The following is a 26,598-nucleotide window of genomic DNA, read 5'->3' as shown; positions in this document are numbered from 1 at the left end:
TTTTTATGCTAATTCGCAATACGCGGAGCACATTCATTGTCGAATGTGTAACAAAATATCACTTAGCCGGAATCCCACGATGCAATCCGTCGATCAATCGATTACCTTCCAGAAGCGCGCAGCGCAGCGGTCCTTTTCAGCCCTCTTTTTGTTGGGGATCATGGTGGGCCTCAGCGTCACCCCATGGGAACTGCGAGCGAACCCCACCGGGGGCGACGTCGTCAGTGGCACGGCCAACATCAGCAGCAGCGGCAACACATTGACCGTCGTCAACAGCAACGGAGCCGTCATCAACTGGCAAGACTTCAGCATCGGGGCTGGGGAATTGACCAAATTCATCCAGAGCGACGCCAACAGCACCGTCCTCAACCGCGTCGTCGGGACCAACCTCTCCCAGATCTACGGCACGTTGAGTTCCAACGGCAAAGTCTTCCTCATCAACCCCAACGGCGTCATGATCGGCGCCACCGGCATCGTCAACACCGCCGGGTTCATGGCGAGCACCCTCGACATCAACAACGCCGACTTCATCGCCAACAACGGGAGCGGAGCGATGCACTTCGTCGGCAATAGCACCGCCGCCATCACCAACCTCGGCACCATCAACGCCGTCGGCGGAGATGTTTACCTCATCGCCAAACACATCGACAACCAGGGCACCGTCAACGCCAGCGAAGTCGCGGGCAAAGGCGGCCTCGTCGGCGTCTACGCAACCGACGAACTTTATCTGACCACCGGCGTCCCCGAAGGCGGCCTCGTCCGCGTCGGGAGCGGCAGCCTGAGCAGTGGAGCCGGCACCGGCATCAACAACAGCGGCCTCATCAACGCCGTCCAGGCCGACCTCAAAGCCACCGGCAACCTCTACAGCCTCGCCATCAACAACACCGGAGTTATCCGTGCGACGGGCGCGAGCGTGAAGAGCGGCGTCGTCCACCTCGGCGTCCTCGGCGGCGGCGGCAAGATCGTGAACAGCGGCCTCGTCGACGCCAGCGGGACGACGGGCGGCGGGGGAATCGACCTGCTTTCCGACGACGACATCGACGTGACCTCGACCGGTCGCCTCGTCGCCGATGCCACCGTCTCGGGCCGGGGCGGTTCGGTGAAGATCGTCTCGGGCGGCACGACCACCTTCGACGGCGCCCTCTCGGCCAAAGGCGCGGGGGATGGAAAGGGCGGCCAAGCCGAGATCTCGGGCGGGAATCTGCGCGTCACCGGCTACGCCGACCTGAGCGGCCCCGGCGGCAACGGCGATCTCCTCTTCGATCCCGGCTCGATCACCATCATTCACAGCGGCACCGGCGACAACACGAACACCTTCCTCGACAGCTACCTCAACACCCAGCTCGGCAGCGCCAACGTCACCCTCGCCACCTCGGGCGCGACGAACAGCGCCGCCCAGACCCTCACGCTCAACTCCGACGCCGCCCTCTCCTGGACCAGCGCGAGCACCCTCACCCTCAACGCCGGAAGCGACATCGCCCTCAACGGCTCGATCAGCGCGAGCAGCGGCGGCCTCGTCCTCAACTCCGGCGGCACGATCACCGCGCCCGGTTCGGTCACGGTGAAGAACTTCACGCTTACTTCGGGGAACTGGGTGCAGAATGCCGCCACGCTGCCGACCTTCAGCGCGGTCGATTTCCGCATCAACGGGGGGAGCTTCCTCCGTGTCGTGAGCGGAAGCGGTACCAGCGCCAGCCCCTACCAGGTGGCGGACGTCTACGGCCTGCAGGGGATCGGCTCCAGCAGCACATTCCTCGCCGCGAATTGGAAGCTCGCCAATAACATCGATGCCTCGGGGACGAGTGGGTGGAATGCGGGAGCGGGCTTCAATCCCATCGGCTACACCGGAACGGCAACCAACGGATTCAGCGGGACATTCGATGGCAACAACGACGTCATCGACTTCTTGAATATCAATCGTCCTTCGGCGAATCAGGTTGGATTGTTTTCCGTCCTTAACGGAGGAACCGTTCAAAACCTGGGGCTCACCAACGACGTCATCGTTGGCGGGACCAACGTTGGCGGCATCGTCGGCTTGGCCAATCCCGGCTACATCTCGAATGTCTTTAACACCGGCACAGTGACGGGTAATGACGGTGTGGGCGGCATCGCTGGATCACTCTGGAGCACCAGCGTGATCAACGGTGCATACAATACCGGAAATATTAGCGGCACTGGTACTGATTTTGAGGATTGTGTAGGCGGTATCGTCGGATGGACCGAGGCCACGGTGATGAACGCTTTTAACACCGGAAACATCAGTCAACCTTCATCCTACGGGACTGGCGGCATCGCTGGCTACATTAGCAATGTTTCTTATTCCCCCTCTTTGGCCCACTTGGTCGAGAATGTCTACAATACCGGCACAATCACTGGTCTCGGAGATGTAGGCGGCGTCGTCGGCTCTAAAATCGGCTACGTCTACAATGCTTATACTTCGACAGGTACAGTAGTCGGCACTGACTATGGTTATGGAGGCAGTGGAGCCGTTCTGACTTCTGCACAAATGTTGCAGCAATCGAACTTCACCGGTTTCGATTTCACTAACACTTGGCAGATTCTCAATGGAGTCACCGCTCCTTTGCTTCGCTCCAGTTCCATCATCATTTCTGGCGTCGCTTATAGCGATGCAGGAATTACCAATGTCGGATCGGGCATTTCGGTTTCCCTCTATAATAACGGTGCCCTGACCACTCTGACTACCGGCACGGGAGGGACTTACAATTATGTTCAAAACGGCGTTCTCGGCGGCGGCGGGGCCTTTTTGCTAACTGACAATGCCAGTATCAAAGGCGTAACAGTTTCAACAACTGGAGGTACGTTGAATATCTGGGGAAATACAGTAACAACGGTCTCCGCTAGCAACAGCTTGCTGTCTCAATCAAATTCATCCGGGCAGACCAGCCTTTATTCTGCTTCGGGCAACAATATTACCACTGCTTCGGGTGTCAGTTTTCTTTCTAACGGTTCCTACATTCTCGATGGAAATTTGACCGCCTCGGGATCGGGAACAATTGCCTTCAACGGCACTGTCACCCTGCCCGGCAATGCCAGCGTCTCGGCCGCGAGCTCGATCAGTTTCTCTAGCGCGATTAATGCCGTCGGCTACACGCCCACTATCATCAGCACTTCGGGAACGGTGTCTCTCTCCTCCGTCATGGCGGCGGGGCTGAACGTGGGCGGTGCTTCCCTCTCTCTGAGCGCCGGAACCATCGCAACGACGGGCAGCGGCGGCCTCTCCCTGACCGGATCGGCGGCAATCACGGGAGCCGTCACCTTGAACTCCGCCTCGACGCTTTCCATCACCGGAGCAACGATTGCTGGAACGGGCTCCCTGACCTTGAGTTCGTCGGGGAACATAACCATCGCCTCCTCAATCTCCGGATCGAGCGGGAGCCTGAACATCGCGGCAGGGAGCGGGACAATTTCCGATTCAGGCTCCGTGACGGTGAAGAACTTCACGCTCACGAGCGGGAACTGGGTGCAGAATACGGGGACTCTCCCGACTTTCAGCGCGAATAATTTTACAATCAATGGCGGGAGCTTCCTTCGCGTCTTGAGCGGAAGCGGAACAACAGGGAGTCCTTACCAAGTCGCCGATGTGTACGGCCTGCAGGGCATTGGATCGAGCAGTGCGTTCCTTGCTGCAAATTGGAAAATGGCGAATAATATCGATGCCAGCGGGACGACAAGTTGGAACGGCGGGGCTGGATTCAATCCGATCGGCAATAGTACCACGGGCTTCAGCGGCCTCTTTGAGGGGGATGGCCACAGCATCACCGGCTTGACGGTCAATAATTACGGCATCGCCAACTCCGGCCTCTTCGGTGTCGTCACGTCGATGGGGACCCTTGAAAATGTGGCTATGCTGGGTGGATCGTTCGGGAGCTATCTCAATGCGGGTGCCTTGGTGGGTATCAACAACGGCTTGATCCAGAATGTCTACTCCACTGGAACGGTCAACGTCTCTGGCACCAGTAATATTCAGGCAGGCGGCATTGCAGGAACGAATAACGGCACCATTCAGCAGAGCTATGCCACCGGCAATATCAGTGGTGGCGTAGGGGGCAATGTTTCCGTCGGTGGCTTGGTTGGCTGGAATACCGGTACGGTTCAAAATAGCTATGCCACCGGCAACGTCGTCGGCACCGGCAATGCCAGTTCCGGCGGCTTGGTCGGATCGAGTATCGGCCTGGTGCGGACCAGCTACGCAACCGGGAGCGTTAGTGGTTATTACGCTGTCGGCGGCCTCGTCGGGAACACCGGCATTGGCAGCGTGATTGCCGATAGCTATTGGGATACTACAACTCAGGGGGTAAGTGGCATCGGCAACAACGTGGGGACGGCGACTAACATCGTCAGCCTCACTTCAACGCAATTCCTTCAACAGTCGAATTTCAGCGCCCTCGATTTCGTCAACACTTGGCAGATGGTCAACGGAGTGACGGCACCGCTGCTAAGAATGCTGTCGGTCATTGCATCGGGAACGGCTTATAGCGATGCGGGAATCACTCCGCTGAGTTCCGGCGTCACCATTAGCGCTTATAACAACGGCATGCTGCTAGGGACCACGACGACAGGCGCTGGCGGAACCTACCAATACATTTCCAACGGATTCACCAGTGGGGAAATTCTATTAACCGATGGGGGGACCTCAGCTGGAGCAACCGTTGCATCCCAAGGAACAGGCCTTAATATTTGGGGCAATACCGTCACCGCCGTCGGGGGAAGCAACAGCCTCATGGGCCAGGCGAACCCTTCTGGACAAACCAGTCTTTACAGCGTCTCGGGAAGCAACGTCACCGTCGCCTCGGGCGTCAACTTCGTCAGCACCGGCGGCTTCACGCTCAATGGAAACTTGACCACAAGCGGCACCGGATCGATCACCCTCGGGGGAACCACCGCGGTGAGCGGGGGCAACTACACTGCCACGGCTGGAAATACCCTGACCGCAGGAGACATCGCCCTTGGCTCGAATACGCTCACCCTCGTTTCAGGTGGAAACATGGCCCTCAACGGCTCCGTCTCCGGTACCACCGGGAATGGATTGATCGTCAACTCGGGCGGCACCATCAGTGACACGGGCGCGATCTCGGTCGGCCACTTCACTCTGGCGGGCGGGAGCTGGGTCCAGAACAGCGCCACCTTGCCGGGCTTCAGCGCGGGGAACTTCACGATCAGCGGCGGCAGCTTCCTCCGCGTCGTCAGCGGCAGCGGCACCTCCGCCAGTCCCTATCAGGTTGCCGATGTCTACGGCCTCCAAGGCGTCGGGTCGACCAGCACCCTGCGGACCGCGAAGTGGGCCCTCGCCAACGACATCGACGCCAGCAGTACGAGCGGTTGGAATTCCGGCGCGGGCTTCGTCTCGATCGGCCAGGGGACGGGGGCTGCCGGATTCAATGGAACCCTCGACGGCAACGGGCATGCGATTACCGGGCTCTCCATCAGCAACACCACTGCGACCTATGTGGGACTCGTCGGTTACAATGAGAGCGGCGGCAGCGTGAAGAACCTCGCGGTCGGCGGTACGATCGTGGGCGGCGACAACGCCAATGTCGGCGTGGTAGGAGAGAACTATGGTTCTATCAGTGCCGTCACCTCGACGGCGGCCGTGACCGGCGGAAACTTCACCTCGACGGGCGGCCTCGTCGGCTCGATCGACGGCAGCGGGAGCGTGACCAACTCCCATGCCACCGGAAACGTCGTGGCCGGGACCAACAGCACTGCGGGCGGCCTTGTCGGCTATAACGATGGTACGGTCAGCGGCTCTTACTCCACCGGATCGGTGACGGGCGGCAACGAGACGGCGACGGGCGGCCTGATCGGCATCAACGACCATGCGGTGGCGACGTCTTACGCCACGGGAACCGTCGTCGGCGGGAACGACACCAATATCGGCGGTCTCGTCGGTTACAATTTCGGCTCCATCGCGACCTCGCATGCAACGGGGTCGGTCAGCGGCGGCACCGACAGCTCGATCGGCGGATTGTCTGGCGATGCCGAAACCTCCAGTTCGATCACCGGCTCCTACGCCACCGGCGGGGTCTCGGGCCAGAGCTCGAGCACGGTCGGCGGCCTCGTCGGGTTTAACGCGGGTACTCTCGGCACCTCCTATGCCACGGGATCGGTCACAGGAACGGACAGTACGACGGTGGGCGGCCTTCTGGGCATCAATCGGGGCGCGGTGACCGCGACCTACGCGACGGGCTCCGCCTCGGGCGGGACGAGCAGCACGGTCGGCGGCCTGATCGGCAACAGCACGAAGGGGTCGATCACGGCCTCCTATTCGACCGGGGCCGTTTCCGGAGCGACATTGGGCGGTTTGTTGGGCGCAAAAGCCTCTTCCGTGACGGTGACCGCCAGCTATTGGGATGTCACTACCTCGGGCTATGGCACCTCGGGCCAGAGCCAGCGCGGCGCCGTAGGCGAAACCACATCCTGGCTCCAGCTCCAGGCGAATTATCCCGCTTCGTGGAATTTCACGACCATCTGGACGACGCAGGGCAATGCCGCGTTGCCGACCTTCCAGCCGTAGTCCTGACTGGAATTGAGGCCTTGGGTCAAAGTCGATCACGCCTTTATCTATGGCCTCGAATTCATCTCTTCCCGAACCCTCCCGGTTGGCCGCGTTGTGGACCGCGTTCTGGGGGAAGCCTCTCGATGGGTGGACTTATTTCTGGCAGGGGTTTGTCCTGGTTGCGCTGAAGTACAACCTCGACCGGCTTATCGCGCACTCTTGCTTCCATCGGGATTGGTATGCCTGGAACTATGTCTCTCCGGGCGGGGTGGGGACGGGGGGTGATTCGGGGTTTTATCTTTTCCTGCTGCTGACTTCGCTTCCGTTCCTCGCGGTCGGGATCGTCCTCACGCTGCGCCGCCTCCGCACGGTGGACATGCCGGCGGTGTTCTGCTGCCTCTTCTTCGTGCCGGTGGTGAATCTCCTCTTTTTCATCACGCTGAGCCTGCTGCGGAACCGGCCCGCGCCGGTCCCGCCTCCCTCGGCGGCTCCGGCCACGGAGGCCAAGCCCTCGGCCTGGGACCGGGAGGCGGTCGTGAGCGCGTGCGGGAGCATCGCGATTGTGGGCCCCATTGGGGCGCTGCTGGTGGTGATCGGGGTGAAGGTGGCCCAGGATTACGGCTGGGGCCTTTTCGTCGGCCTGCCCTTTGCGCTCGGGATGACCTCGGTCCTGCTCTACGCGCGGCAGCGTCCCCGTCCGTTGGGGATGTGCCTGACCGTGGCGCTTCTTCCGTTGCTCTTTGTCGGGATCACCCTCCTGGTGATCGCGATCGAGGGGGTCGTCTGCCTCCTCATGGCGTCGCCCATCGCGGTGGTGCTGGCGTGGTTCGGCGGGTTCGTCGGCCATACGATCCAGGATTCGCGCCATGCGGCCCGCTCCCGCCTGCCGGTGGCGCTCCTCCTCGCCTCGATGCCGCTCTTCATGGGGATGGAGGGCGCGGCGCACTTGGAGCCGCCCCTCCTCAGCGTCACCTCGGCGGTCGAGATCGACGCCTCGCCGGAGAAGGTCTGGCCGAACGTCGTCGCCTTTTCCCCGATTTCCGAGAAGCGGGAATGGCTCTTCCGGACGGGGATTGCCTACCCGACCCATGCCGTGATCGACGGGGAGGGGGTCGGGGCGGTCCGCCACTGCGTCTTCTCGACCGGGGAATTCGTCGAGCCGATCGAGGTCTGGGACGCGCCCCGGCGGCTGCGGTTCTCCGTCGCCGCCCAGCCGGAGCCGCTGGAGGAGCTGAGTCCCTATCCTCACATCCATCCGGCCCACCTGCACGGCTACATGGAATCGGAGGAGGGGGAGCTGCGGCTCGTCCCGCTTCCCGGCGGGCGGACGCGGCTGGAGGGGACGACCTGGTACCGGAACCGCATCTGGCCCGTCGCCTACTGGCAGCTCTGGACCGACTTCATCATCCACCGCATCCACCTCCGCGTCCTGGATCACATCAAGGCGCTCGCCGAGGCGTAGCCTTTGCAAAGTGCGGGAGAGGCCCTAGGGTGGGTTCCTCTTTATGAAATACGAATCCCACGCCGCCCCCCGCCTGAATTACAAGAATGCCGCCCCCGAGGGGGTCCAGGCCCTCGGCGGCCTCTCCGGCTATGCGGCGAAGAACGTCCCGGCGAAGCTCCGCGCGCTGGTCGAGCTGCGGGTCTCGCAGATCAACGGCTGCGCCTATTGCATCAACCTCCACGCCGAGGAGGCCCGCGCGGCGGGCGAGGCCCAGCAGCGCCTCGACGTCCTCTCCATCTGGAACGAGACGACCTTCTTCAGCGACTCGGAGCGCGCCGCCCTGGCCTGGGCCGAGGAGGTGACGCTGCTCGGGGAGAACGCCGCTTCGGACGAGCTCTACGAGGAGATGCTGGAACATTTCTCCGAGAAGGAACTCGTCGACCTCACGCTGGTCATCGTCGCGATGAACGCGTGGAACCGCCTTTCGATCACGTTCCGGAACCGGGTTCCGCTGCGGAAGGCGAAGCCGCAGGCGCCGGAGACGACGCCTCCCGCCCCGCAGAACTAAAGCCTAGGCGTAGGCCGGGACGGAGAGCTTCCGCTTGAAGAGCTCCAGCGTCAGCTCCCAGCCGAGGCGGGAGACGGCCGCGTCGTAGCGGGGGCCTTCGTCGCGGGAGAAGGCGTGGGCGGCGTTGAACTCGTGCCACTGGAAGTGGCGCTCCTTCTCGGTCAGCGTCTCGTAGATCTTGCGGCGGCCCTCCAGCGGGACGTGGGGGTCCTGGCGGCCCCAGATCAGGAGGAGTTCGGCCTCGATCTCGCCGCTCCGGGCGAGGGTGTCGTCCTGCTGGCCCTTGCCGAGGTCGGCAGTGTGGAGGTTCGTCGGGTAGAAGCAGGCCGTCGCCGCCACGCGGGGATAGAGGGCGGCGCGGAAGGCGAGGTGGCCGCCGAGGCAGAAGCCGAGGGTGCCGACGCCCTGCCACGGATAGCCTCTCTCCCGGCTCACGATCCATTCGATCAGTTCCCGCGCGTCGGCGTCGAAGGCGGGGACCGGCTTCTCGAACTTGAGGAAATTCCCCCGTTCGGCCCCGGCCTGGTCGTAGGCGAGGACGGCGCCGGGGACTTCGTACTCATGGTAGACCTCGGGCGCGAAGACCTCGAAGCCCTCCCCGGCGAGCTTCGCCGCCAGCCGCCGGATCGGGCCGGTGACCTGGAAGATCTCCGAATAGAGGATCACCGCCGGGCAGCGGTTCCCCCCGGCGGGGACGAAGTGATGGACCCGCATCGGTCCGGTCGGCGTCGGCAGGTCGAAGAAGGCGGGCTCGTTCAGAGTCATATCGGGAAAAGATAACCCAAACCGGGCGGAAAGGCCATGGCCGCGCGCGTTTACCCCGGTTTCGCTCCCCGGCGGTTGAAATGCGGGGGGGAGGGCTTAAGGTACGGATTCCATGAACACCCTCCGCCTCGGCACCTCCGGCCTCGTCGTCTCCCGCCTCGCCCTCGGCTGCATGACCTACGGCCTCCCGGAGCGGGGGAACCATCCGTGGACCCTCCCCGAGGAGGAGAGCCGTCCCTTCATCAAGCGGGCCCTCGACCTCGGCATCAATTTCTTCGACACGGCGAACGCCTATTCCGACGGGACGAGCGAGGAGATCGTCGGCCGGGCGCTGCGGGACTACGCGCAGCGGGACGAGATCGTCGTCGCCACGAAGGCCTACCACCCGTGGCGGGACCGGCCCAACACGGGCGGCCTCTCCCGCAAGGCCCTCTTCGCCGCCGTCGACGACAGCCTGCGGCGGCTCGGCACCGATTACATCGACCTCTACCAGATCCACCGCTGGGACCCGCACACGCCGATCGAGGAGACGATGGAGGCCCTCCACGACATCGTGAAATCGGGCCGCGTCCGCTACCTCGGGGCCTCGTCGATGCGGGCCTGGCAGTTCGCGAAGGCGCTCCACGTCGCCGAGTGGCGGGGGTGGACCCGCTTCATCTCGATGCAGCCCCATTACAACCTCATCTACCGCGAGGAGGAGCGGGAGATGTTCGGCCTCTGCCGGGACGAGGGGATCGGCGTGATCCCGTGGAGCCCCCTCGCCCGGGGGAAGCTCGCCCGGCCCGCGCCGGAGCCCGCGCGGCCCGGCGCGGAATCGCCCGCGACGGCGCGGGACGGCTCCGACCTCGTCAGCCGCCGCCTCTACGACAAGACCGCCGAGGCCGACCGGGCCGTCGTCGAGGCGGTCGGCCGGATCGCCGCCGCGCGGGGCCTCCCCCCGGCGCAGGTCGCCCTGGCGTGGGTCCTCCGGAACCCCGTCGTCACCGCCCCGATCATCGGCGCGTCGAAGCCCCGCCATCTGGAGGACGCCGTGGCGGCCCTCGAGCTCGTCCTCACCCCTGAGGAGGCCGCCGCCCTGGAGGCCCCCTACGTCGCCCACGACGCCGTGATCTAAGGAAAAACCGCTCTTGCACATCGCGATTGTCTAATCCTTTCCGGCTGCCTAAACCCTACTCCATGGACAAGACGCCTTCGGCCCCCACGGATGGGGCCCTGCGATTTCCGGCGTTGGGTCTCACGGGCCGCCTCGACCTGAAGCGGGCGCGGATCGCCGCCGGCTTCGGCCTCGTCTGGGCCGTCCTCGTCAGCTTTTTCCACTTCGGCGGGTTCTTCGACGCCGCCGAGGAGCGCCTCGTCGACTGGGAGACGACCTGGATCGCCTCCGCCCCGGCCCAGTCTGACAAGGACGCCTACGCCCTCCTCTCCATCGACCGCGTGCCGAGCGACCGCCCCTGGCCGTGGCCCCGGCTCGACTACGCCATCCTCCTCCGCGGCCTCCTCCCGGAACATCCCCGGAGCGTCGTCTTCGAGATGCTGATGCACGACGAGGACCCCCGCTACACCGCCTTCGATGACACCTTCGCCTCCCTCATCCGCCGCTGCGGCACCGGGGCCGTCGTCCTCGCCGCCGCCGCCCTCCAGACCGACGCGAAGACCCCGCCGCCCGAGAATGCCCTGGCGCTCTCCCTCGCCCTCCCTTCCTCCTCCGATCCCAAGGCGGACCTGAAACCCGACGCGGAACCCAATCCGAAGGCCAATCCCGACAAGGCGATGCCGACCCGCTACGGCTCCCTGTTCTGGCCGGTGCCGACCTTCTCCGAAGGGGCCTTCGTCGGGGTGACGAACCTCGGCCCCGACACCGACGGCGTCCTCCGCCACGTCCCGCTCTTCTTCCGCGTCCGCGACAAGATCCTCCCCTCCCTCGCCCTCGCCGCCGCCGCCTCCCGGATCGGGGCCGACCTCGCGCGGAGCGAGGTCCGGCCCGGCCATGAGGTGATCCTCCGGGACGGGAACGGGAAGACCCTTCGTCGCGTCCCGATCGACGCCTCGGGCTCCCTCCGCCTCCGCCTCCGCAGCCCCGGCCTCCCCGTCCTCCGCATCGGCAACGACGACTTCGTCCTCGGCGCCGACCAGGTCGAGCGCGGGATCCGGCCCGACGCCGTCCCGATGGCCTCCCTCGCCGGGCGGCAGGTCTGGATCGCCGCCACCGATCCCTCCGTCGCGAAGCCGCTCCAGACCCCGGGCGGCCTCCGCGCCCCCGTCGAGGTCGCGATGGCCGCCTCGGCCCAGATCGTCCGGGGCGATTTCCTCCACCCGATCCCGAAGGCCCTCGCCTCGCTCCTCTTCCTCGTCACCGGCGGCGTCCTCGCCTATGCGGCGCGGCGCTTCCACTTCGGCCGGGCCCTCCTCCTGATCGGGACGACCCTCGCCTCGATCACCCTGGTCTCCCTCGCCGCCGTCGCGCTGGCCAACGTCGTCTTCCCGCTCATCGCCCTCGCCGTCCTCGGCACCGGCGTCATCCTCTCCGGCCTCGCCGCCGGGGCGTGGGAGAGCGAGGGGGAGATCGCCTCCCGTCAGCACGATCCGTTGCCGCAAGAGATCGATTCACCCTAATCGCCTGTCTTCCTGGGGAACACGATGCGGCAGCCGGTCCTTTCACTCCTTCTCGTCGCCTTGGGCATTGTGGGTGCCGGAGCGCAAGCCCAGCCCGCCCCCGGAGCCTACGACGTCACGTGGGATAGCGTGGCCTGGAAGAACTCCGCCGCGAAGCCGTGGCTCGGCTCGATGCCCCTCGGCAACGGCGACCTCGGCCTCAACGTCTGGGTCGAGGAAAACGGCGACCTCGTCTTCCTCATCGGCAAGACCGACGCGTGGAGCGAGAACGGCGAACTCCTGAAACTGGGGCGCGTCCGCCTCCACCTCGCCGCCTCCCCGCTTGTCGCGAAGTCGTTCCGGCAGGTGCTGAAGCCCGAGGAGGGGGCCGTCGAGGTCTACTCCCCCGCCGACGCGCCCCGCCCCCTCTATCGCGTCTGGGTCGACGCGAACCACCCCGTCGCCCACGTCGAGGTCCGCACCGCCTCCGGCAAGGCGACCGGGGCGCAGGCCGACCTCGAGCTCTGGCGGAACGAACCCCGCGAGGTCCGCCGCGTCAAGGGCCGGGAACGAGACAACGTCGAGTTCAACGACGGCTTCCGCGAGCTTCGCGATACCCCCGGCAGCCTCGTCACCGTCGATCCCGATACCGTCCTCCCCGCGAAACCGGGCGGCGACCGGATCGCCTGGTGCCATCACAACGGGCGGAGCCTCTACCCAGCCCTCCTCGCCAATCAGCATCTCGAATCGCTCCTGCCGAAATACCCCGACCCGCTCCTGAACCGGACCTTCGGCGCGGTCCTCGAAGGACCGGGCTTCGTCGCCTCCGGGGACCGGACGTTGAAGCTGATGAAGGAGAGCGCCGCCTTCCGCCTCGATCTCTACGCCCTCGCCACCACCGCCCCCGACGTCGAGGCTTGGGCCGACGATGCGGGCGTCCTCGCCGATACTCTTTCCGGCCTCGACATCGAGGCGGCCCGCCTCGCCCACCGCAATTGGTGGCGCGCGTTCTGGGGCCGAAGCTGGATCGTCGTCGACGGGAACGACCTGCCCGGAGGCGATCCGACCGACGGCGAGATGGCCCGCGCCGTCACCCAGAGCTACGCGATGCAACGGTGGATGACCGCCGGAAGCGGCCGCTCCGTCGCCGCGATGCCGATCCCGTTCAACGGCGCGATCTTCACCGTCGGCAAGGAAACGCCGAAGGAAAAATACGACCCCGCCAAAGGCGACACCGGGAATCCCGACTTCCGCACCGGAGGCGGCAACATTCCGTTCCAGAACACCCGCCACATTTACTGGCCGATGCTCGCCTCGGGGGACTACGACCTCATGCGCCCCTTCTTCCGTCGTTATCGGGAGAACCTCGCGCTGTTGACCGAGCGGACCCGTCTCTACGACAAGCACGCGGGCGCGGCCTTCCCCGAGACCGGCTTCTTCTGGGGCCTGCCGAACGATGCCGACTTCGGCATCGGGAACAAGGAGGCCGTTCTCCAGAACCTCGCGATCCGGTACGAGATTCAGGGCGGCCTGGAGCTGACGGCGATGATGCTCGATTACTACGACGCCACGCAGGACACCGATTTTCTGGTCAACACCCTCCTCCCCCTCGCCGACGGCGTCGCCGCCTATTACGATCAACATTGGCAGCGGGGTGGGGATGGAAAAATCGTCTTCAGCCCTGCGCAATCGCTGACCACCTATCAATCGCCCAGCGGAAAGGATGTCGTCAACCCGCTCCCCGACATCGCCGGATTGATGGCCGTCCTCCCCCGCCTCATCGCCCTGCCGCCCGGAACGGCAACGGCGGCGCAGCGGACCGCGTGGAAGAAGACCCTCGCCGATCTCCCTCCCCTCCCGCGCGGCAAGACGGGAACGGGACGGAACAACACGCCCGACAAGGTGCCGATCCCCTCGACGACGCAGAAAGACGACGGCGCGCCGATCCTCCTCCCCGCGCAGGTCTACGGCACCGAGAAAAATGTCGAGAACCCCGAGGAATACGCGATCTTCCCCTACCGCCTCTTCGGCGTCGGCCTCCCCGAGATCGACCTCGGGCTGAACACCTTCCGCGCCCGGAACTTCACCGACAGCACCGGCTGGGCTTGGGACGGCATCGTCGCCGCCTGCCTCGGCCTGAGCGACGACGCGAAGCGCGAGGCAATCCGCAACTTCGCCGAGGACCGGAACCCCGACACCGGCCACGGGCCGAACTACCCCGGCCTCAGCGCCTTCAGCCGCGAGGCGCGCTTCAAGTGGTTCTGGAAGCCGGGCCCGAGCTCCGGCCCCGGGAACGGCACCGAGCCCGCCCTGGACAACGGCGGCGTCGGCCAGAGCATCCTCCAATCGATGCTCCTCCAGCAGCGCGGCGAAAAGATCGTCCTCTTCCCCGCGTGGCCGAAGGAATGGAACGTCTCCTTCAAGCTCCACGCGGCGCGGAACACGACCGTCGAGGGCGTGCTGAAGAACGGCAAACTCGAACGGCTGACCGTGACGCCGCCCGAACGGCGCGGCGACGTGATCGTGCGGGAAGCGCAGTAGAGGCGGAATAATGGACACGGTGATTTTCGACCTGGAGACGACGGGGCTCTCTCCCGTCCGCGACGAGATCATTCAGATCGCCGGGATGCGGATGCGAACGGGGCAGGTGCTGGAGAGCGAGACCTTCTCGACTTTCGTCCGTCCGCGCCAGCCGATCTCCGGCTTCATCTCTTCCTACACCGGGATCACGAATCATCACGTGCGCGAGGCCCCCGGCGCGGCGGAAGCCCTCCGCGCTTTTTCCGAGTTCGTCGGCGGGGCGGTCCTCATCGCCCACAACGGACGGCGGTTCGACATGCCGTTCCTTCGCGAGAGTTGCGCCCGCGAAGGGCTGGAGACGCGGCCCGTCGGCTTCTTCGACTCGATCGATTTTTCCAAGCGCGTATGGGGCGGGCGGGGCGGCCACGGCCTCGACGCGGTGATGGCCCGCCTCAATCTGAAAGCCGATGGGGAGCGCCGCCACGACGCCCGGAGCGACGTCCGCATCCTGGCCGAGGCGGTGCGCCGGATGTGGTCGCAGTTCTGCCCCGAGTGCCGCACCAGCCCCGTCCCGCAGGGGACCGGGGTGCTGGCGCGGTAGTTGGTCCTTCCCTTACTTCTTCCGTTTCCGGGCGAGCCAGACGATCCCGCCGACCAGCGCCGCCACGGCGACCCACGGGGCGAGGAAGGCGAGGGCGACCCCGATCATCCGGAGGCTCCAGCCGAGGGCGGCGGCTCCCTGGGCCAGGGTGTTCCGCAGGACGGCCCAGGGGGCGTTGGCGTCGGGGACGATGGCGGCTTCGCTCTGGAGGGTGAGGGCGATCTCGGCGGTCGCGGTCTGCTTGCTGCCGCCGGCATGGGCTTCCGCCGTCTTCGTGTCGTGGCGCTCTTCGGTGAAGCGGACGATCTTTCCTTCGCCCCGGAGGCGGGCGAGGAGGGCCGGATAGCGTTCGAGCGGGAGGCGGAGGCGGAGGGTCGCCTCGGTGCGGCCGTCGTCGCTCCGGGTGAAGCCCGAGTCGCGGACGGTCGCGCCGAAGGAGGCGGCCTCCCCGCGGAGCGCGGCGGCTTTCCCCTCGACGGCGTCGCCGGGGAGCCCGAGGACGAGGTCGGTCTGCTGGATCGGGTCGGCCTCGGAGACGAGGCGGACCTCGAAGCGGATGGGGGCGTCGGCGTCGGTCGTCTCGTCGGTCCGGGTGAAGGCGGTGACGGGGCCGAGGGTCCGCAGGGCGGCCTCGGCGGCCACGGCCTGGGCGGCGGGGGCGCGGACGGCGAGGGTCGCCTCGGCGGTCGTGGCGGGGGCGCCCTCGGTCCCGTCCTGCTGGAGTCGGGCGGAGAGGAACTCGGCCTGGGGGGCCTGGGCGGCGAGGACGGCCTTCGCCTGGTCGACGGCGGCGGGGACGTTCCCGTCGGCGACGATGAGGGTGAGGGCGAGGACGGCCCGGTCGGGGACGGCGGAGTGGGCGAGGTCGCGCTCGCGGAGGGCGATCGTGACGGTGGCGTAGCGGACGAGGGCGTCGTCGAGGCGGATCTCGGCCTCCATCGTCTCGATCTCGCTGCGGACGCGGCCCAGCTCGCGCTCGACCTGGAGGAGGTCGCCGACCTTGCCGTCCTTCTCCGCGATCATCTTCACGAGGCGGGCCTCCATGGCGCGGTTGTTCGCGATGCGGGCCGTCGTGTCGGCGTAGGCCTTCGAGATGTCGTCGGCGTCGGTCGTCCGGCTCTTCACCTCGCCGAGGGCGGCGATCCGGTCGAGGAAGGCGTCGAGGTTCTCGGGCAGGACCTTCACGACGAGGGTGCCGGAGATCTTGCCGTTCGCGCCCCGCGCCTGGCTCTGCGTGTCGATGAGGCCGCCCGCCGCCTTCGCCGCCGCGTCGATCCCGGCCAAAGCGGGAGCGAAGGCGGCGGTTTCCATCTCGACATGGCTGCGGCGGATGATTTTCCTCGCCACGTCGGAGGCGGGGGCGGGAGCCGGGGCCGCCATGGCACCAGCAAAAGCGGGAGAGGCCGGGGAGGCTTCGGAGGCGGCGGAAGCCCAGACGTTGCCGACGGGGTGGGCGATGGCGATCTTGGCGGCGCTGACAGCGAACCGCCCTCCTGTTGCGATCCGGGTCGAGGAGTCGAAGGGAGCGAACGCCGGAGAGTCGGGTGCCGCGCTGCCGCCGGCATCGGGCAAGTCGCCGATGTCGCCCGATCTGGAAGAGGGCCGGGCCGGGGTCGGGGCGTAGCTCTGCGCATCCGAGGCATACTCTTTCTTCGCCAACCCATACGGGACGCGCGAGCGGAAGACCGGCCCCCCTTCCGGGATCGGCTCCTGCGTCAACACTGCCCCGGTTACGACGAGGGCCGCGAGTCCGGCGACAGCCCCGCCGTAGCGGAAGGCGGGAACGCGGAAGGCGCGGCTGATCCCGGCCATGAGGTAGGAGAGATTCCAGCGGGAAGAAGGAGCGGACGTGATTTCCTCTTCCAGTTCCGTCGCTTCCTCGCGGAAGCGGGTGAGGAGGCGCTCTTCAAAGGCGGCGTCGGGACGGCGGGGTTCGAGGGTCGCTTTCAGGTGTTGGCTCATGGCGTGGTGTTCGGTGGCGATGCGGCGGCAGGCGGGGCAGGCGGCGAGGTGAAGGTCGAGGGCCTTCTTCTCTTCGGAAGGGAGGGCGTCGGCCTCGGCCAGCGCCAGCCAGTCGTCGATCCGTTGGTGGAGTTCTCGTTCGGAGGGGGTGCTCATGGCAGGAGGGAGGGAAGGAGGGCGGCTTGCAAGCGCAGGGTTTGCATGGCCCGGCCCAGGAGGCCGCGCAGGGCCCCGTGGCTGATGCCCATGTGGAGGGCGATGGCGGCGTAATCCATCCCTTCCATGAAACGGAGGGTGACGGCGATGCGGTGGGCCTCGGGGAGGGCGGCGAGGAGGCCGTCGACCTGGGCCGTCCGCTCCCGGGTTTCGAGGGCGGCGGAGGGCGTCGTCCCGCGCACGTCGGCATGGGTCTCCTCGGCATCGTCGGGAAGGGGACTTTGGCGGCGGCTCCGGCGGAGGCGGTCGATGGCGGCGTTCCGGGCCAGCGCGGCGAGCCAGGCGGGGAGTTTCTCCGGCTCGGGAAAGCGGCGGCCTTCGAGCTGCGTCCGGTAGGCCTTGAGGAAGGTCTCCTGCACCACGTCCTCGGCCTCGGTTCCGTCCTGGAGGACGGCGTAGGCGATCGCATGGAGGCGACGTCCGTGCTCCCGGATCACGGTTTCAAAGGCAGAGGCGGAAGCGTCCATTCAAGAGGAGAAACGAACCGGATCGAAAATCGGCGCGCTCTTTTTTCGGAAAAATGGAAAAAGACCCTGCCCCGCCCTTATTTCCCCCGGCGGGAAAAGCAAAAGCAATCGACCGAGTGGTCGTTCACGACGCCGACCGCCTGGAGGTAAGCGTAGAGGATCGTCGAGCCGACGAAGGTCATCCCCCGCTTCTTCAGATCCTTCGAGAGCGCGTCCGACTCGGGCGAGGTCACCGTCGGAGTGCTTCCCGCCTGCCGCGCCGTCACGCGGGGCTTCCCGCCGACGCAGTTCCACAGGTAGGCGTCGAAGGAGCCGAACTCCTTCTGGATCGCGAGGAAGGCGACGGCGTTCTTCCGCGCGGAAACGATCTTCAGCCGCAGCCGGATGATCCCCGGATCGTCCATCAGCGCCTCCAGTTCGGCGTCGGTCATCTTCGCCACCTTTTTCGGGTCGAACTGGCGGAACGCCTTCCGGTAGCCCTCGCGCCGCTTCAGGATCGTCTCCCAGCTCAGCCCGGCCTGCGCTCCCTCGAGGATCAGCATCTCGAAGAGGAGCCGGTCGTCGTGGACCGGGACGCCCCATTCGGTGTCGTGGTAGGCGACGTAGTGGGGCTTGTCGAGGGGGACCCAGGCGCAGCGGGGCTTGGCGGGGGAGGGGATCATGGGGGGGGAAGGTCCCCAGGCTGGCCCGCGTCGGGGCCGAAGTAAATCATCGGCTTTCCGGGGCCGGTTCCGGCGTCGGGGAATGGTGGAAAAGTGAAACTTTTCAACCAATAACTGAAACCTGAAAGCATCGAGTAACCCGCTCTTAAGGAGGAAGATAGTGGGCATGAGTTTCCGCGCGACGCCGAAGACGATTTCCCTCGCCCCCCGCTCCGTTCCCCTCGACGACCGCTGGGACGTCATCGTCGTCGGGGGCGGCCCCGCCGGATGCGCCGCCGCCATCGCCTCGGCCCGCGAAGGGGCGCGGACCCTCCTCGTCGAATCGTCGGGCGCCCTCGGCGGGGCCGGGACCACCGCCCTCGTCCCCGCCTGGTGTCCCTTTTCCGACAAGGAGAAGGTGATCTACCGGGGCATCGCCGAAAAGGTCTTCCGCGCGGCGAAGGAAGGGCTCGCCCACGTGAAGGAGAAGGACCTCGACTGGGTTCCCATCGACGCCGAGCGGCTGAAGCGGGTCTACGACCACCTCGTCACCTCTTCCGGCGCGGAGATCCTCTTCCACACCGTCCTCTCCGACGTCGTCCTGGCCGGGGGCGGGGACCCGGCCGACGGCGTCGTCTCCCACCTCGTCGTCTCGAACAAGGCGGGCCTCTCCGCCCTCCGCGCGAAGGTCTACGTCGATTGCACCGGCGACGCCGACCTCGCCGCCTGGGCCGGGGCCGAGTTCCAGCAGGGCGACCGCGACGGCACCGTCCAGCCCGCCACCCATTGCTTCATCCTCGCGAACGTCGACGAGGAGGCCTACTTCTCCGGCCCCGGCCTCTTCGCCACGAACAAGGAGAGCCCGATCCATGCGATCCTCAAGTCGGGCCGCTATCCCCTGATCCCCGACACCCACCTCTGCCAGAACCTCATCGGTCCCGGCACTGTCGGCTTCAACGCGGGCCACCTCTGGAACGTCGACAGCACCGATCCCGCCTCGGTCTCCCGCGCCCTGGTCCTGGGCCGGAAGATGGCCGCCTCCTACCGCGACGCCCTCGCCGAGTTCGCCCCCGCCGCCTTCGGCAACGCCCACCTCGTCACCACCGGCGCCGCCGTCGGCATCCGCGAGAGCCGCCGCATCGTCGGCGACTACTGCCTGACCCTCGACGACTACGCCGCCCGCCGCTCCTTCGACGACGAGATCTGCCGGAACTGCTACTTCATCGACCTCCACTTCACCCGCGAGGAGGCCGCCTCCCTCGACGTCACCGAGGTCAACGTCGAGACCCGCTTCGCCCACTACGGCCCCGGCGAGTCGCACGGCATCCCCTACCGCTGCCTCACCCCCGCCGGCCTGCGGAACGTCCTCGTCGCGGGCCGGTCGATCTCGTGCGAGCGGATCGTCCACGGCAGCATCCGCGTCATGCCGGTCTGCCTCGCCATGGGCGAGGCCGCCGGGATGGCGGCGGCCCTGGCGGGGGAACGCTTCGATTCCGACGTCCACGCCGTCGACACCGAGGCGCTGCGCGACCGGCTGCGGAGCGAAGGCGTCTACCTGCCCCTGCCCGGGCCCCGCCCGCAGAAGGAGCCTGAGCCGGTCTTGGCGCGGTGAGGAGGCTGATAAGTTACCCTGTTTAAGACGGTAATGAGGCAAAGTCGGGGTTGATTCCCGGAGGAAATGGGCCGAAAATAGGGAAACCGGCCTTCCTCCCGCCATGGAATGCACTTCGCGCCATCACTGCCTCGTCTACGAGGGGTCCCCCGCCCTGCAGCTTCCCGCCCTGACGGCGACGATCCAGCGGCGGCTGAACGAGGGCTACCGGTGCCTTTATCTCAACAGCAAGCCGATGGTGATGGGGATTCGTTCGAGCCTCGCGGCCCTCGGCGTCGACGTCGCCGCCGAGGTCCAGCGGGGCCGCCTCGTCCTCTCCTCGGACTCGTGCGTCTCCGCCGACGGCGTCTTCGACGTGACGGGGATGCTCGGCCTCCTGGAGGAGACGCTCGATCGGGCCTTGCGGGACGGCTACAAGGGCCTCTGGGCGAGCGGCGACATGACGTGGGAATTCGGCTCCGAAAAGAACTTCGAGAAGCTCGTCGAATACGAGCACCGGCTCGAGGAGATTTTCAGCCGGCGGCCCGAGTTGATGGGGATCTGCCAGTACCATCGGGACACGCTCCCCGCCGAGGTCATCCAGCAGGCCCGGGCGGTCCACCGCTCCCTCTACGTCAACGAGACGCTCTCCCTCTTCAATCCCGATTACCGGTGCGAAACGCTGCCGGTCTTCAAGAGTTGAGCTGAGCTGATCGGGGCCGGGGCGCTACCCGATGCTTTTGCTGTCCATCCCGGCGGGTTTGGGCCATTTTGCGGCATGACCAATCGCACCCTCGGCGTGCTCGGGGGGATGGGCCCCCTGGCGAGTGCCCATTTCATGAGCCGCCTCACCCTGCTCACCCCCGCCGCCACCGACCAGGAACATATCCCCGCCGTCCTCTGGTCCGATCCCCGCGTGCCGGACCGGACCCAGGCGCGTTCCGGCGGCCCCGATCCGCTGCCGCTCCTGCTGCGCGGCGTCGCCGGTCTCCAGGCGGCGGGCTGCGGCGCGATCGCCATCCCGTGCAACACCGCCCACGGCTGGTATCGGGAAATGGCCGCCGCCACGCCGCTCCCGATCCTCCACATTGTCGACGCCACCGCCGAGGCCCTGCGTCGCGTCGCCCCGAGCGGGACCGTCGGCGTGATGGGGACGGCGGGGACCTTGGCGATGCGGCTCTATCAGGATCGGTTGGGGGAACTGGGCTGGAACGTGATCACGCCCGACGAGGCGGAGACCGCCCGCCTGGTCTCGCCCGCCATCGCCTCGGTGAAGGCCAACCGCCTCGCGGAATCGTACGCCCCGCTCGCCGAGACCGCCGAGCTGCTCGCCTCCCGGGGAGCCCTCGCCGTGGTGCTGGGCTGCACCGAAATCCCGCTCGGCATCCAGGCGGGGCCGCACCACGACATCGCCGTCCCGCTGATCGACACCATCGACGCGCTGGCGCTGGCGGCGATCCGCTGGGCGAAGCCCGCCGCCTGAGCGGGGCCGGGGCCGCTCCCCTATTCGAGCGCCGCCTGGAGCGCCCGGTTCGTATAGGTCATCCGGTCGGCGAGGAAGCGGCTCATGTAATGGTGGAACACGAGGGCCGCGCCGGGCTCCTCCGCCTCCATCCGCCTCAGCCCCTCGTCGGTGAGGCGGCGCAGGGTGCAGGCGGTCTCGGCGCGGACCGTCGCCCCGCGGGCGGAGTGGAGGTAGAAGCCGAGTTCCCCGACCACCGTTCCCTTCAGCAGGCTCCGCAGGCGGATCACCCGCCCGTCGCCCAGCTCGAGCTCGACGCGCACCCGGCCCTCCTCGACGAAGTAAAGTTCCCGCGACGGCTCGCCCTGGCGGAAGAGCGGCTCCCCGGCCGAGACGCCGACCCGTTCCAGGTACCGGTCGAGCCGCGTCGGGTTCGAGTCGGCGGGCCAGTGCCGCTGCAGGTAGAGGAGGAGCGGGACGTCCTCCTCGCGGACCTCGATGCCCGATCCGAGGCGGACCTCGTTCAGGATCTCGTCCTCGCACCATTCGAGGCCGTGGTCCCGGTCGGGGAAGAGGCGGGCGCCGTCGGCGTTCAGGAGGCCGCCCGCCTCGATCTGGGCGCGGAGCCGCGCCGAGGCCGGGGAGACGACCAGGACGAGGCGGAAGCCCCGCTTCGCCCCCAGCTTCCGCATCTTCACGAGGCTGAGGAGGGCCGAGGAGTCGAGGCCGGTGACCTGCCCCAGGTCGAGGAGGACGAAGCGGAGCGGCTCCTCGCCGGGCAGGGCGAGGCGGTCCCGCGCCGTGTCGTAGAGCTTGTTCGCGCTGCCGAAGAAGATGAAGCCCTGGAGCTTCAGGATGAGGAGCCCCCGCCCCTTCTCCTGGAGGAGATGGGTGTCGGCCTCGGCGCGGTCGACGTTGCTCCGCTGCTCGGCCCCCGTCAGGCGGCGGGCCACCACGCTCACCCGGCCATAGCCGACGATGAAGAGCGCCGACGCGGCGACGATCCCCACCGCGATCCCCTGCAGGTAGCCGACCGTCCCGATCACGATCAGGATGAGCAGCATCACGCCGTAGTCGGCCGCCGGGAGCTGCCGCCGCCCGTCGACGATCCATTCCATCAGCATCGAGAGGCCGAGGTAGAGGAGGAAGCCGCCGAGGACGAACTTCGGGATGTAGGAAAGGAACGCCGTGCCGCAGAGGAGGATCGCCCCGCAGCAGGCCGCGTAGACCAGCCCGGTCAGCCGGTTGGAGGCCCCGAAACTCAGCGGGAGCCGGGTGAGGCTGAGGCCGAGGAACCCCGGGGACGATCCGGCGACGCCCCCCGCGAGGTTGACCCATCCGGCGACGCGGAGCTCCGCGTTCAGGTCGATCTCCCGGTCGGCGGTCAGCTCGATGGCGGTGATGTTGAGCAGCAGGGAGATCACGGCGGTGAGGAGGAGCGCGGAGAGGAAGCCGCCCTGCGCCGCGACGACCTCCCAGTGGACGCCGCGCGCCGCGAAGAGGCCGTGCAGCTCCGTCACCGGCACCGAGGGGAGGCTCTTCAGCAGCCAGCCCGTCTCCCGCATGTGGGCCAGCGGCAGGTGGAGCAGCGCGACCGCGAGGTAAAAGAGGCCGACGCCGACCGCCAGCAGCGTCGGGACGGCGAGGACGTGGGGCCGCCACCGGAGGACCGCCCACAGGACGGTGCCGAAGAGGAGGCCCGGAACCCACAGCGCCGCCGTCTCCGGGCGGCCCAGGGCCGGGAGCGAGGCCAGCGCGAGGGTGCTCCCCGTCATCACCCGGAACGATCCCGAGAAGAGGAGCCAGCCCGACCCCGCCAGGAACCCGCCGACCACCGGATAGGGAATGAAGCGGATCAGGTTGCCGAGGCCGAACCGGCCCAGGAGGTAGAAGGCGAGGCCGGTGAGGAGGGAGGCGATGGCGATCGTCGCGAGGACCGTCCGGGCGATGTCGTCGGGCGACGCCGCCCCGTGCAGCGTCGCCGTCATGCCGACCGCCATCAGGCCGAGGATCGGGAAGAAGCGATCCTGGGGAACCGTGATGCTCCCGGGAAAGGCGCTGAGGAGCGCCGTGCCGCCGCCGAGCAGAAGCGCACCGAGCAGGAAAAGGCTGACCCCATAGGGAATCCACCCCGAAAGCTCCCCGCCGAACACCAGTGCGGCGAAGGAAACCCCCATGACCGAGGCCATCATCGCGACGATCATCCCCGAGATGAGCGACGGGGCGACCGGCGCATGGCCCACCTCGGACCACAACGCGCCCAGGCGGAGGGAGAGGGCGGCGAACAGGGAGGGGCGCATGGGTGGGGGGGATTATTTACGAGCGGGGGGGGAGACGCAAGGGTGGGGTGGGGGCCGAGAATAACGGCACTCGATTCTACAAGAGAACCCAAAGGGTTGCGTTGATCCCGAAGAACAGGAGGAAAACGGCTTTATCGATTCTTTGGATGTGGCCGTTTCCGGGAAAATGGCGACCGCAGAACATCATGGGGCCCCCACAGCTTCGGCATTGGCGAGTATTGTGTGCATGACGCACCGACTGCAGCAGGCCGATAAGCCAGCCTGCGGCGAAGAGAGTAAGAGTCTCTCCGGCGAAGATCCCCACTCCATTATACCAAGAGAGGTTCCAAGGTGGACTCGCCAAAATAAACGAGAGGGGGAGTGATGCGACGATGGTCGCAATGGCATGAAGACGGGAGAGCATCGGGGCAGACAGGGAATGGACGTGCCCGCATTGGCGGCATGAGTATTCGGAAATGACATGCGGGAACCAAAGGCTTTTTTTGGGGGAAGTGTTCATCGCGGCAGCCGCTTAGGTCGGTTTTGTCTTCGGTTGTTCGGGTGCGATGGGCTGCTGGCGGGCTAGGGAACGTCCTTCGCGTGGGGAGTGGGATTGCGGCCCCGACCTCCCGGCCCGCCATCCGATAATCGCCTCCGGCTGTCAGGAGCCTTTATTGTCCGAACGCCCGAACACATTAATTCCCGGACGGATGCTCCAACTCGCTGAACGAAGCCGAACTATCTATGTATCCGTCGTCACTTCGTAAAAATCTTCCGAGGCATAACCAGTCAGCCAATTTGAAGCCCGGTGCCTCTCTTGTGTAATGCTCAAGACTGTGCGCCACGTAACTTCCTGTGCTTGTGTTATCGGAACGCCACCAAGAGACAGGTCTTTTTCCAAAAACTGAAGCCCATATTTCGCGACTGGCTCTCCCCAAGCCTTACGAGCTAACGACTCAAAATCATATTTCTGTTTATTGATTGAAAAACTGCGAAGTCGCCAATGCAAATTGTAAATGAACTCGTTGTAATCACCTAGCTCGTCAGGGGAAAGCAATGCGGGATTATTCAAGATTGTTTCCCCAGCAGGTTGAAGAAAGCCGAGGCCGTTTGCCACCCCGGCAGGGTCACATTGCTTGTCAAACAAGGGCAAATCAGCCTTTCCAAGTGACCAAGCTAATACGGCGACAGCTTCACTGAGCCAACTCGCGTTATTCTTGTCTCGACTGGAAAGGCTCCCTAACGGGGCTTGCAGCAACGCTCTCTCCCACTCGCTCAAATCGTCGTCCAGACCTAAGGAGATTAGCCAATTGAGACAGTCTTTTGCAATAGGCACTGCCTCTTCCGGTTTTTCATTTTCAGCGAAACCACGACAGGCGATAGCGGATAGGATCAACGCTCGGCGAGCCACCCTCTCTGCGCATGGTGGAGGAGGCTCGATGTATTCTTGATCTTCCATGTCTCTTTACAGTTTTATCCAAAATTTTAGCGCACCACAATGAAACACAAACTCCCAGACGAACGGGCAACGTTCGGTCATTTAAGCCCTATTTCGTTCGGAGAATAGGGCGTTCGGCCATTTGGGTATTAAGGGGCGCGGACACTCCGGCTTTTTGGGACTCTCTGTCCGCGCGGAGCGCCGGACAGAGTGGGATTGCGGCCCCGACCTCCCGGCCCGCCATCCGATAATCGCCTCCGGCTTTTTTAGCTTTCTCTGCCTTGCGGCCCGTAGGGCCGCTGCGGACAGAGTGGGATTCGAACCCACGGTGCCTTTGCAGGCACGGCAGTTTTCAAGACTGCAGCCATAAACCACTCGGCCATCTGTCCCAGTTTTACCGGTCGCGCGGGCTTCACGCTATCAGACTCCGGCGCGGGGAGTCGAGAGGAGAGGGTTCCGATTCGGGGCCGGGAGGAAAACAGATGATTGACAAAATTGTATTTTCAGAATATATTGAAAATATGAGCGAGAAACCCGCCGAGACCGAGGCCCTGAAGAAGGCCCGCGACGAGTTCATCTCCCATTGGGGGACGATGGGGAGCGCCTGGGGGATCAACCGGACGATGGCCCAGATCCACGCCCTCCTGATGGTCAGCGAGCGGCCCCTGACGACCGACGAGGTGATGGCCGAGCTGGAGATCAGCCGGGGCAACGCCCACCAGAACCTCCACGAGCTGATCGACTGGGGCCTGGTCCGCAGCGTGATCGTGAAGGGGGAGCGGAAGGATTACTACGAGTCGGAGAAGGATGTCTGGAAGATGTTCTGCACGATCGCCCGGAACCGGAAGCGGCGGGAGATCGAGCCGGTCCTCGGCGTCCTGCGCGAGTGCGAGGCGCAGACGCGCTCCCTGAAGGGGGAGAAGGCGGCGACGTTCAACAGGCAGGTGAAGGCGCTCGGGGAATTCGTCGGGCTCGCCGACTCGATGATGGAGCGGATCTCCCGTTCGGAGCAAAGCGCCCTGATGCCCGTCGCCCTGAAGTTCCTCGGGAAGAAAATCTGAAGAAACCGGAGCGCTCTTTTTTTAGGCTTAATTTTCATTAATTTTCGAAAATATAGAAATAATAAAACAATAAACCCGATCCAACCGATGAACCCCACCACCCTCCTCTACCTCATCTACCTCGCGATCAGCCTCCTCCTCACCGTCGGCGTCGCCCACACGCTGAAGAAGAACGGACGGGTCTTCCTCGTCGATTGCTTCGACGGCCGGGAGGATCTGGCCGATTCGATCAACCAGCTGCTGGTGGTCGGCTTCTACCTCATCAATCTCGGTTTCGTGACGTTCGCGCTGAAGACGACGGCGGAGATCCCCGACACGCAGCAGGTGATCGAGGTGCTGAGCGTGAAGGTGGGACAGGTCCTCCTGGTTCTCGGCGCGATGCATTTCGGCAATTTCTGGACCCTCTCGCGGATGCGCCGGAAGCACGCCCTCGCGAAGATCCCTCCCGCGCCCGACCTCGGCTAGTCCCGCTCC

Annotated in this window: 18 protein-coding genes and 1 tRNA gene; 12 read left to right on the top strand and 7 right to left on the bottom strand. The window is 65.8% G+C overall.

Annotation, left to right across the window (positions count from 1 at the left end; translation table 11 throughout):
* The first annotated feature begins 79 nt into the window (after positions 1 to 79).
* From BLU04_RS03555 to BLU04_RS03545, 3 genes are read left to right on the top strand one after another with little or no spacing between them, the layout of a single operon-like run.
* Entirely contained in the window at positions 80 to 6,535 is a 6,456-nt protein-coding gene (locus BLU04_RS03555) for a filamentous hemagglutinin N-terminal domain-containing protein (RefSeq protein WP_162274623.1), read from the top strand.
* 49 nt (positions 6,536 to 6,584) lie between these two features.
* Positions 6,585 to 7,979: a hypothetical protein gene (locus BLU04_RS03550; protein ID WP_157895079.1), complete on the top strand. Its 1,395-nt coding sequence runs from the start codon at positions 6,585 to 6,587 to the stop codon at positions 7,977 to 7,979.
* 43 nt (positions 7,980 to 8,022) lie between these two features.
* The gene (locus tag BLU04_RS03545) at positions 8,023 to 8,529 is read left to right on the top strand and encodes a carboxymuconolactone decarboxylase family protein (RefSeq protein WP_093282301.1); all 507 of its coding nucleotides are present in this window, start codon (positions 8,023 to 8,025) and stop codon (positions 8,527 to 8,529) included.
* 3 nt (positions 8,530 to 8,532) lie between these two features.
* Here the strand turns inward: BLU04_RS03545 and BLU04_RS03540 are convergent, their stop codons facing one another.
* Entirely contained in the window at positions 8,533 to 9,294 is a 762-nt protein-coding gene (locus BLU04_RS03540; protein ID WP_093282298.1) for a dienelactone hydrolase family protein, read from the bottom strand.
* A 112-nt stretch (positions 9,295 to 9,406) separates the two neighbouring features.
* Between BLU04_RS03540 and BLU04_RS03535 the strand changes: the two genes are divergently transcribed.
* The 4 genes from BLU04_RS03535 to BLU04_RS03520 all read left to right on the top strand — a co-directional run bounded on the left by BLU04_RS03535 (position 9,407) and on the right by BLU04_RS03520 (position 15,007).
* Positions 9,407 to 10,408 carry an aldo/keto reductase gene (locus tag BLU04_RS03535; RefSeq protein WP_093282296.1) on the top strand — a complete coding sequence of 334 codons (1,002 nt, stop codon included), beginning with the start codon at positions 9,407 to 9,409 and terminating at the stop codon, positions 10,406 to 10,408.
* Between the two features lie 62 nt (positions 10,409 to 10,470).
* A complete protein-coding gene (locus tag BLU04_RS03530) occupies positions 10,471 to 11,907 on the top strand; it encodes a CHASE2 domain-containing protein (RefSeq protein WP_093282293.1) in 1,437 nt (478 codons plus the stop codon).
* 24 nt (positions 11,908 to 11,931) lie between these two features.
* The gene (locus tag BLU04_RS03525) at positions 11,932 to 14,427 is read left to right on the top strand and encodes a DUF5703 domain-containing protein (RefSeq protein WP_093282290.1); all 2,496 of its coding nucleotides are present in this window, start codon (positions 11,932 to 11,934) and stop codon (positions 14,425 to 14,427) included.
* A gap of 10 nt (positions 14,428 to 14,437) precedes the next feature.
* Positions 14,438 to 15,007, top strand: a complete 570-nt coding sequence (locus tag BLU04_RS03520) for a 3'-5' exonuclease (protein WP_093282288.1) — start codon at positions 14,438 to 14,440, stop codon at positions 15,005 to 15,007.
* A gap of 12 nt (positions 15,008 to 15,019) precedes the next feature.
* On the opposite strand, the gene BLU04_RS17090 is transcribed toward BLU04_RS03520, so the two are convergent.
* The 3 genes from BLU04_RS17090 to BLU04_RS03505 form a co-directional block, all read right to left on the bottom strand.
* Positions 15,020 to 17,125, bottom strand: a complete 2,106-nt coding sequence (locus BLU04_RS17090; protein WP_093282285.1) for a DUF4349 domain-containing protein — start codon at positions 17,123 to 17,125, stop codon at positions 15,020 to 15,022.
* Positions 17,122 to 17,652 carry a sigma-70 family RNA polymerase sigma factor gene (locus BLU04_RS03510; RefSeq protein WP_093282283.1) on the bottom strand — a complete coding sequence of 177 codons (531 nt, stop codon included), beginning with the start codon at positions 17,650 to 17,652 and terminating at the stop codon, positions 17,122 to 17,124. Before BLU04_RS03510 ends, BLU04_RS17090 begins: the two co-directional genes overlap by 4 nt.
* A gap of 77 nt (positions 17,653 to 17,729) precedes the next feature.
* The gene (locus BLU04_RS03505; RefSeq protein ID WP_093282280.1) at positions 17,730 to 18,314 is read right to left on the bottom strand and encodes a DNA-3-methyladenine glycosylase I; all 585 of its coding nucleotides are present in this window, start codon (positions 18,312 to 18,314) and stop codon (positions 17,730 to 17,732) included.
* Between the two features lie 166 nt (positions 18,315 to 18,480).
* On the opposite strand from BLU04_RS03505, the gene BLU04_RS03500 reads away from it, so the two are divergent.
* The 3 genes from BLU04_RS03500 (at position 18,481) to BLU04_RS03490 (ending at position 21,367) form a co-directional block, all read left to right on the top strand.
* Complete coding sequence (locus tag BLU04_RS03500) at positions 18,481 to 19,905, top strand: FAD-dependent oxidoreductase (RefSeq protein ID WP_093282277.1); 1,425 nt, start codon at positions 18,481 to 18,483, stop codon at positions 19,903 to 19,905.
* Between the two features lie 103 nt (positions 19,906 to 20,008).
* The gene (locus BLU04_RS03495) at positions 20,009 to 20,587 is read left to right on the top strand and encodes an MEDS domain-containing protein (RefSeq protein ID WP_093282274.1); all 579 of its coding nucleotides are present in this window, start codon (positions 20,009 to 20,011) and stop codon (positions 20,585 to 20,587) included.
* 75 nt (positions 20,588 to 20,662) lie between these two features.
* Positions 20,663 to 21,367: an amino acid racemase gene (locus tag BLU04_RS03490; protein ID WP_093282272.1), complete on the top strand. Its 705-nt coding sequence runs from the start codon at positions 20,663 to 20,665 to the stop codon at positions 21,365 to 21,367.
* Positions 21,368 to 21,387: 20 nt separating this feature from the next.
* Here the strand turns inward: BLU04_RS03490 and BLU04_RS03485 are convergent, their stop codons facing one another.
* The 3 genes from BLU04_RS03485 to BLU04_RS03475 form a co-directional block, all read right to left on the bottom strand.
* Positions 21,388 to 23,646 (bottom strand): SulP family inorganic anion transporter, encoded by a 2,259-nt coding sequence (locus tag BLU04_RS03485; protein WP_093282269.1) that lies wholly within the window; start codon positions 23,644 to 23,646, stop codon positions 21,388 to 21,390.
* A 721-nt stretch (positions 23,647 to 24,367) separates the two neighbouring features.
* Positions 24,368 to 25,084, bottom strand: a complete 717-nt coding sequence (locus tag BLU04_RS03480) for a DUF4272 domain-containing protein (RefSeq protein ID WP_093282267.1) — start codon at positions 25,082 to 25,084, stop codon at positions 24,368 to 24,370.
* 281 nt (positions 25,085 to 25,365) lie between these two features.
* A tRNA-Ser gene (locus tag BLU04_RS03475) sits at positions 25,366 to 25,452 on the bottom strand.
* 132 nt (positions 25,453 to 25,584) lie between these two features.
* Between BLU04_RS03475 and BLU04_RS03470 the strand changes: the two genes are divergently transcribed.
* Both BLU04_RS03470 and BLU04_RS03465 read left to right on the top strand, forming a co-directional pair.
* The gene (locus BLU04_RS03470) at positions 25,585 to 26,124 is read left to right on the top strand and encodes a MarR family transcriptional regulator (RefSeq protein ID WP_093282264.1); all 540 of its coding nucleotides are present in this window, start codon (positions 25,585 to 25,587) and stop codon (positions 26,122 to 26,124) included.
* Between the two features lie 87 nt (positions 26,125 to 26,211).
* Positions 26,212 to 26,589 carry a hypothetical protein gene (locus BLU04_RS03465; RefSeq protein ID WP_093282260.1) on the top strand — a complete coding sequence of 126 codons (378 nt, stop codon included), beginning with the start codon at positions 26,212 to 26,214 and terminating at the stop codon, positions 26,587 to 26,589.
* The last annotated feature ends 9 nt before the right edge of the window (positions 26,590 to 26,598 follow it).

It is taken from the genome of Verrucomicrobium sp. GAS474 (genome assembly GCF_900105685.1).
Classification (GTDB): domain Bacteria; phylum Verrucomicrobiota; class Verrucomicrobiia; order Methylacidiphilales; family GAS474; genus GAS474.
This window is presented reverse-complemented; position numbering and strand designations above follow the sequence as displayed.

Excerpts from the sequence above, each read along its gene's own strand:
- BLU04_RS03555 (WP_162274623.1), top strand. The coding sequence starts at position 80 with ATGCAATCCGTCGATCAATCGATTACCTTCCAGAAGCGCGCAGCGCAG.
- BLU04_RS03550 (WP_157895079.1), top strand. The coding sequence starts at position 6,585 with ATGGCCTCGAATTCATCTCTTCCCGAACCCTCCCGGTTGGCCGCGTTG.
- BLU04_RS03545 (WP_093282301.1), top strand. The coding sequence starts at position 8,023 with ATGAAATACGAATCCCACGCCGCCCCCCGCCTGAATTACAAGAATGCC.
- BLU04_RS03540 (WP_093282298.1), bottom strand. The coding sequence starts at position 9,294 with ATGACTCTGAACGAGCCCGCCTTCTTCGACCTGCCGACGCCGACCGGA.
- BLU04_RS03535 (WP_093282296.1), top strand. The coding sequence starts at position 9,407 with ATGAACACCCTCCGCCTCGGCACCTCCGGCCTCGTCGTCTCCCGCCTC.
- BLU04_RS03530 (WP_093282293.1), top strand. The coding sequence starts at position 10,471 with ATGGACAAGACGCCTTCGGCCCCCACGGATGGGGCCCTGCGATTTCCG.
- BLU04_RS03525 (WP_093282290.1), top strand. The coding sequence starts at position 11,932 with ATGCGGCAGCCGGTCCTTTCACTCCTTCTCGTCGCCTTGGGCATTGTG.
- BLU04_RS03520 (WP_093282288.1), top strand. The coding sequence starts at position 14,438 with ATGGACACGGTGATTTTCGACCTGGAGACGACGGGGCTCTCTCCCGTC.
- BLU04_RS17090 (WP_093282285.1), bottom strand. The coding sequence starts at position 17,125 with ATGAGCACCCCCTCCGAACGAGAACTCCACCAACGGATCGACGACTGG.
- BLU04_RS03510 (WP_093282283.1), bottom strand. The coding sequence starts at position 17,652 with ATGGACGCTTCCGCCTCTGCCTTTGAAACCGTGATCCGGGAGCACGGA.
- BLU04_RS03505 (WP_093282280.1), bottom strand. The coding sequence starts at position 18,314 with ATGATCCCCTCCCCCGCCAAGCCCCGCTGCGCCTGGGTCCCCCTCGAC.
- BLU04_RS03500 (WP_093282277.1), top strand. The coding sequence starts at position 18,481 with ATGAGTTTCCGCGCGACGCCGAAGACGATTTCCCTCGCCCCCCGCTCC.
- BLU04_RS03495 (WP_093282274.1), top strand. The coding sequence starts at position 20,009 with ATGGAATGCACTTCGCGCCATCACTGCCTCGTCTACGAGGGGTCCCCC.
- BLU04_RS03490 (WP_093282272.1), top strand. The coding sequence starts at position 20,663 with ATGACCAATCGCACCCTCGGCGTGCTCGGGGGGATGGGCCCCCTGGCG.
- BLU04_RS03485 (WP_093282269.1), bottom strand. The coding sequence starts at position 23,646 with ATGCGCCCCTCCCTGTTCGCCGCCCTCTCCCTCCGCCTGGGCGCGTTG.
- BLU04_RS03480 (WP_093282267.1), bottom strand. The coding sequence starts at position 25,084 with ATGGAAGATCAAGAATACATCGAGCCTCCTCCACCATGCGCAGAGAGG.
- BLU04_RS03470 (WP_093282264.1), top strand. The coding sequence starts at position 25,585 with ATGAGCGAGAAACCCGCCGAGACCGAGGCCCTGAAGAAGGCCCGCGAC.
- BLU04_RS03465 (WP_093282260.1), top strand. The coding sequence starts at position 26,212 with ATGAACCCCACCACCCTCCTCTACCTCATCTACCTCGCGATCAGCCTC.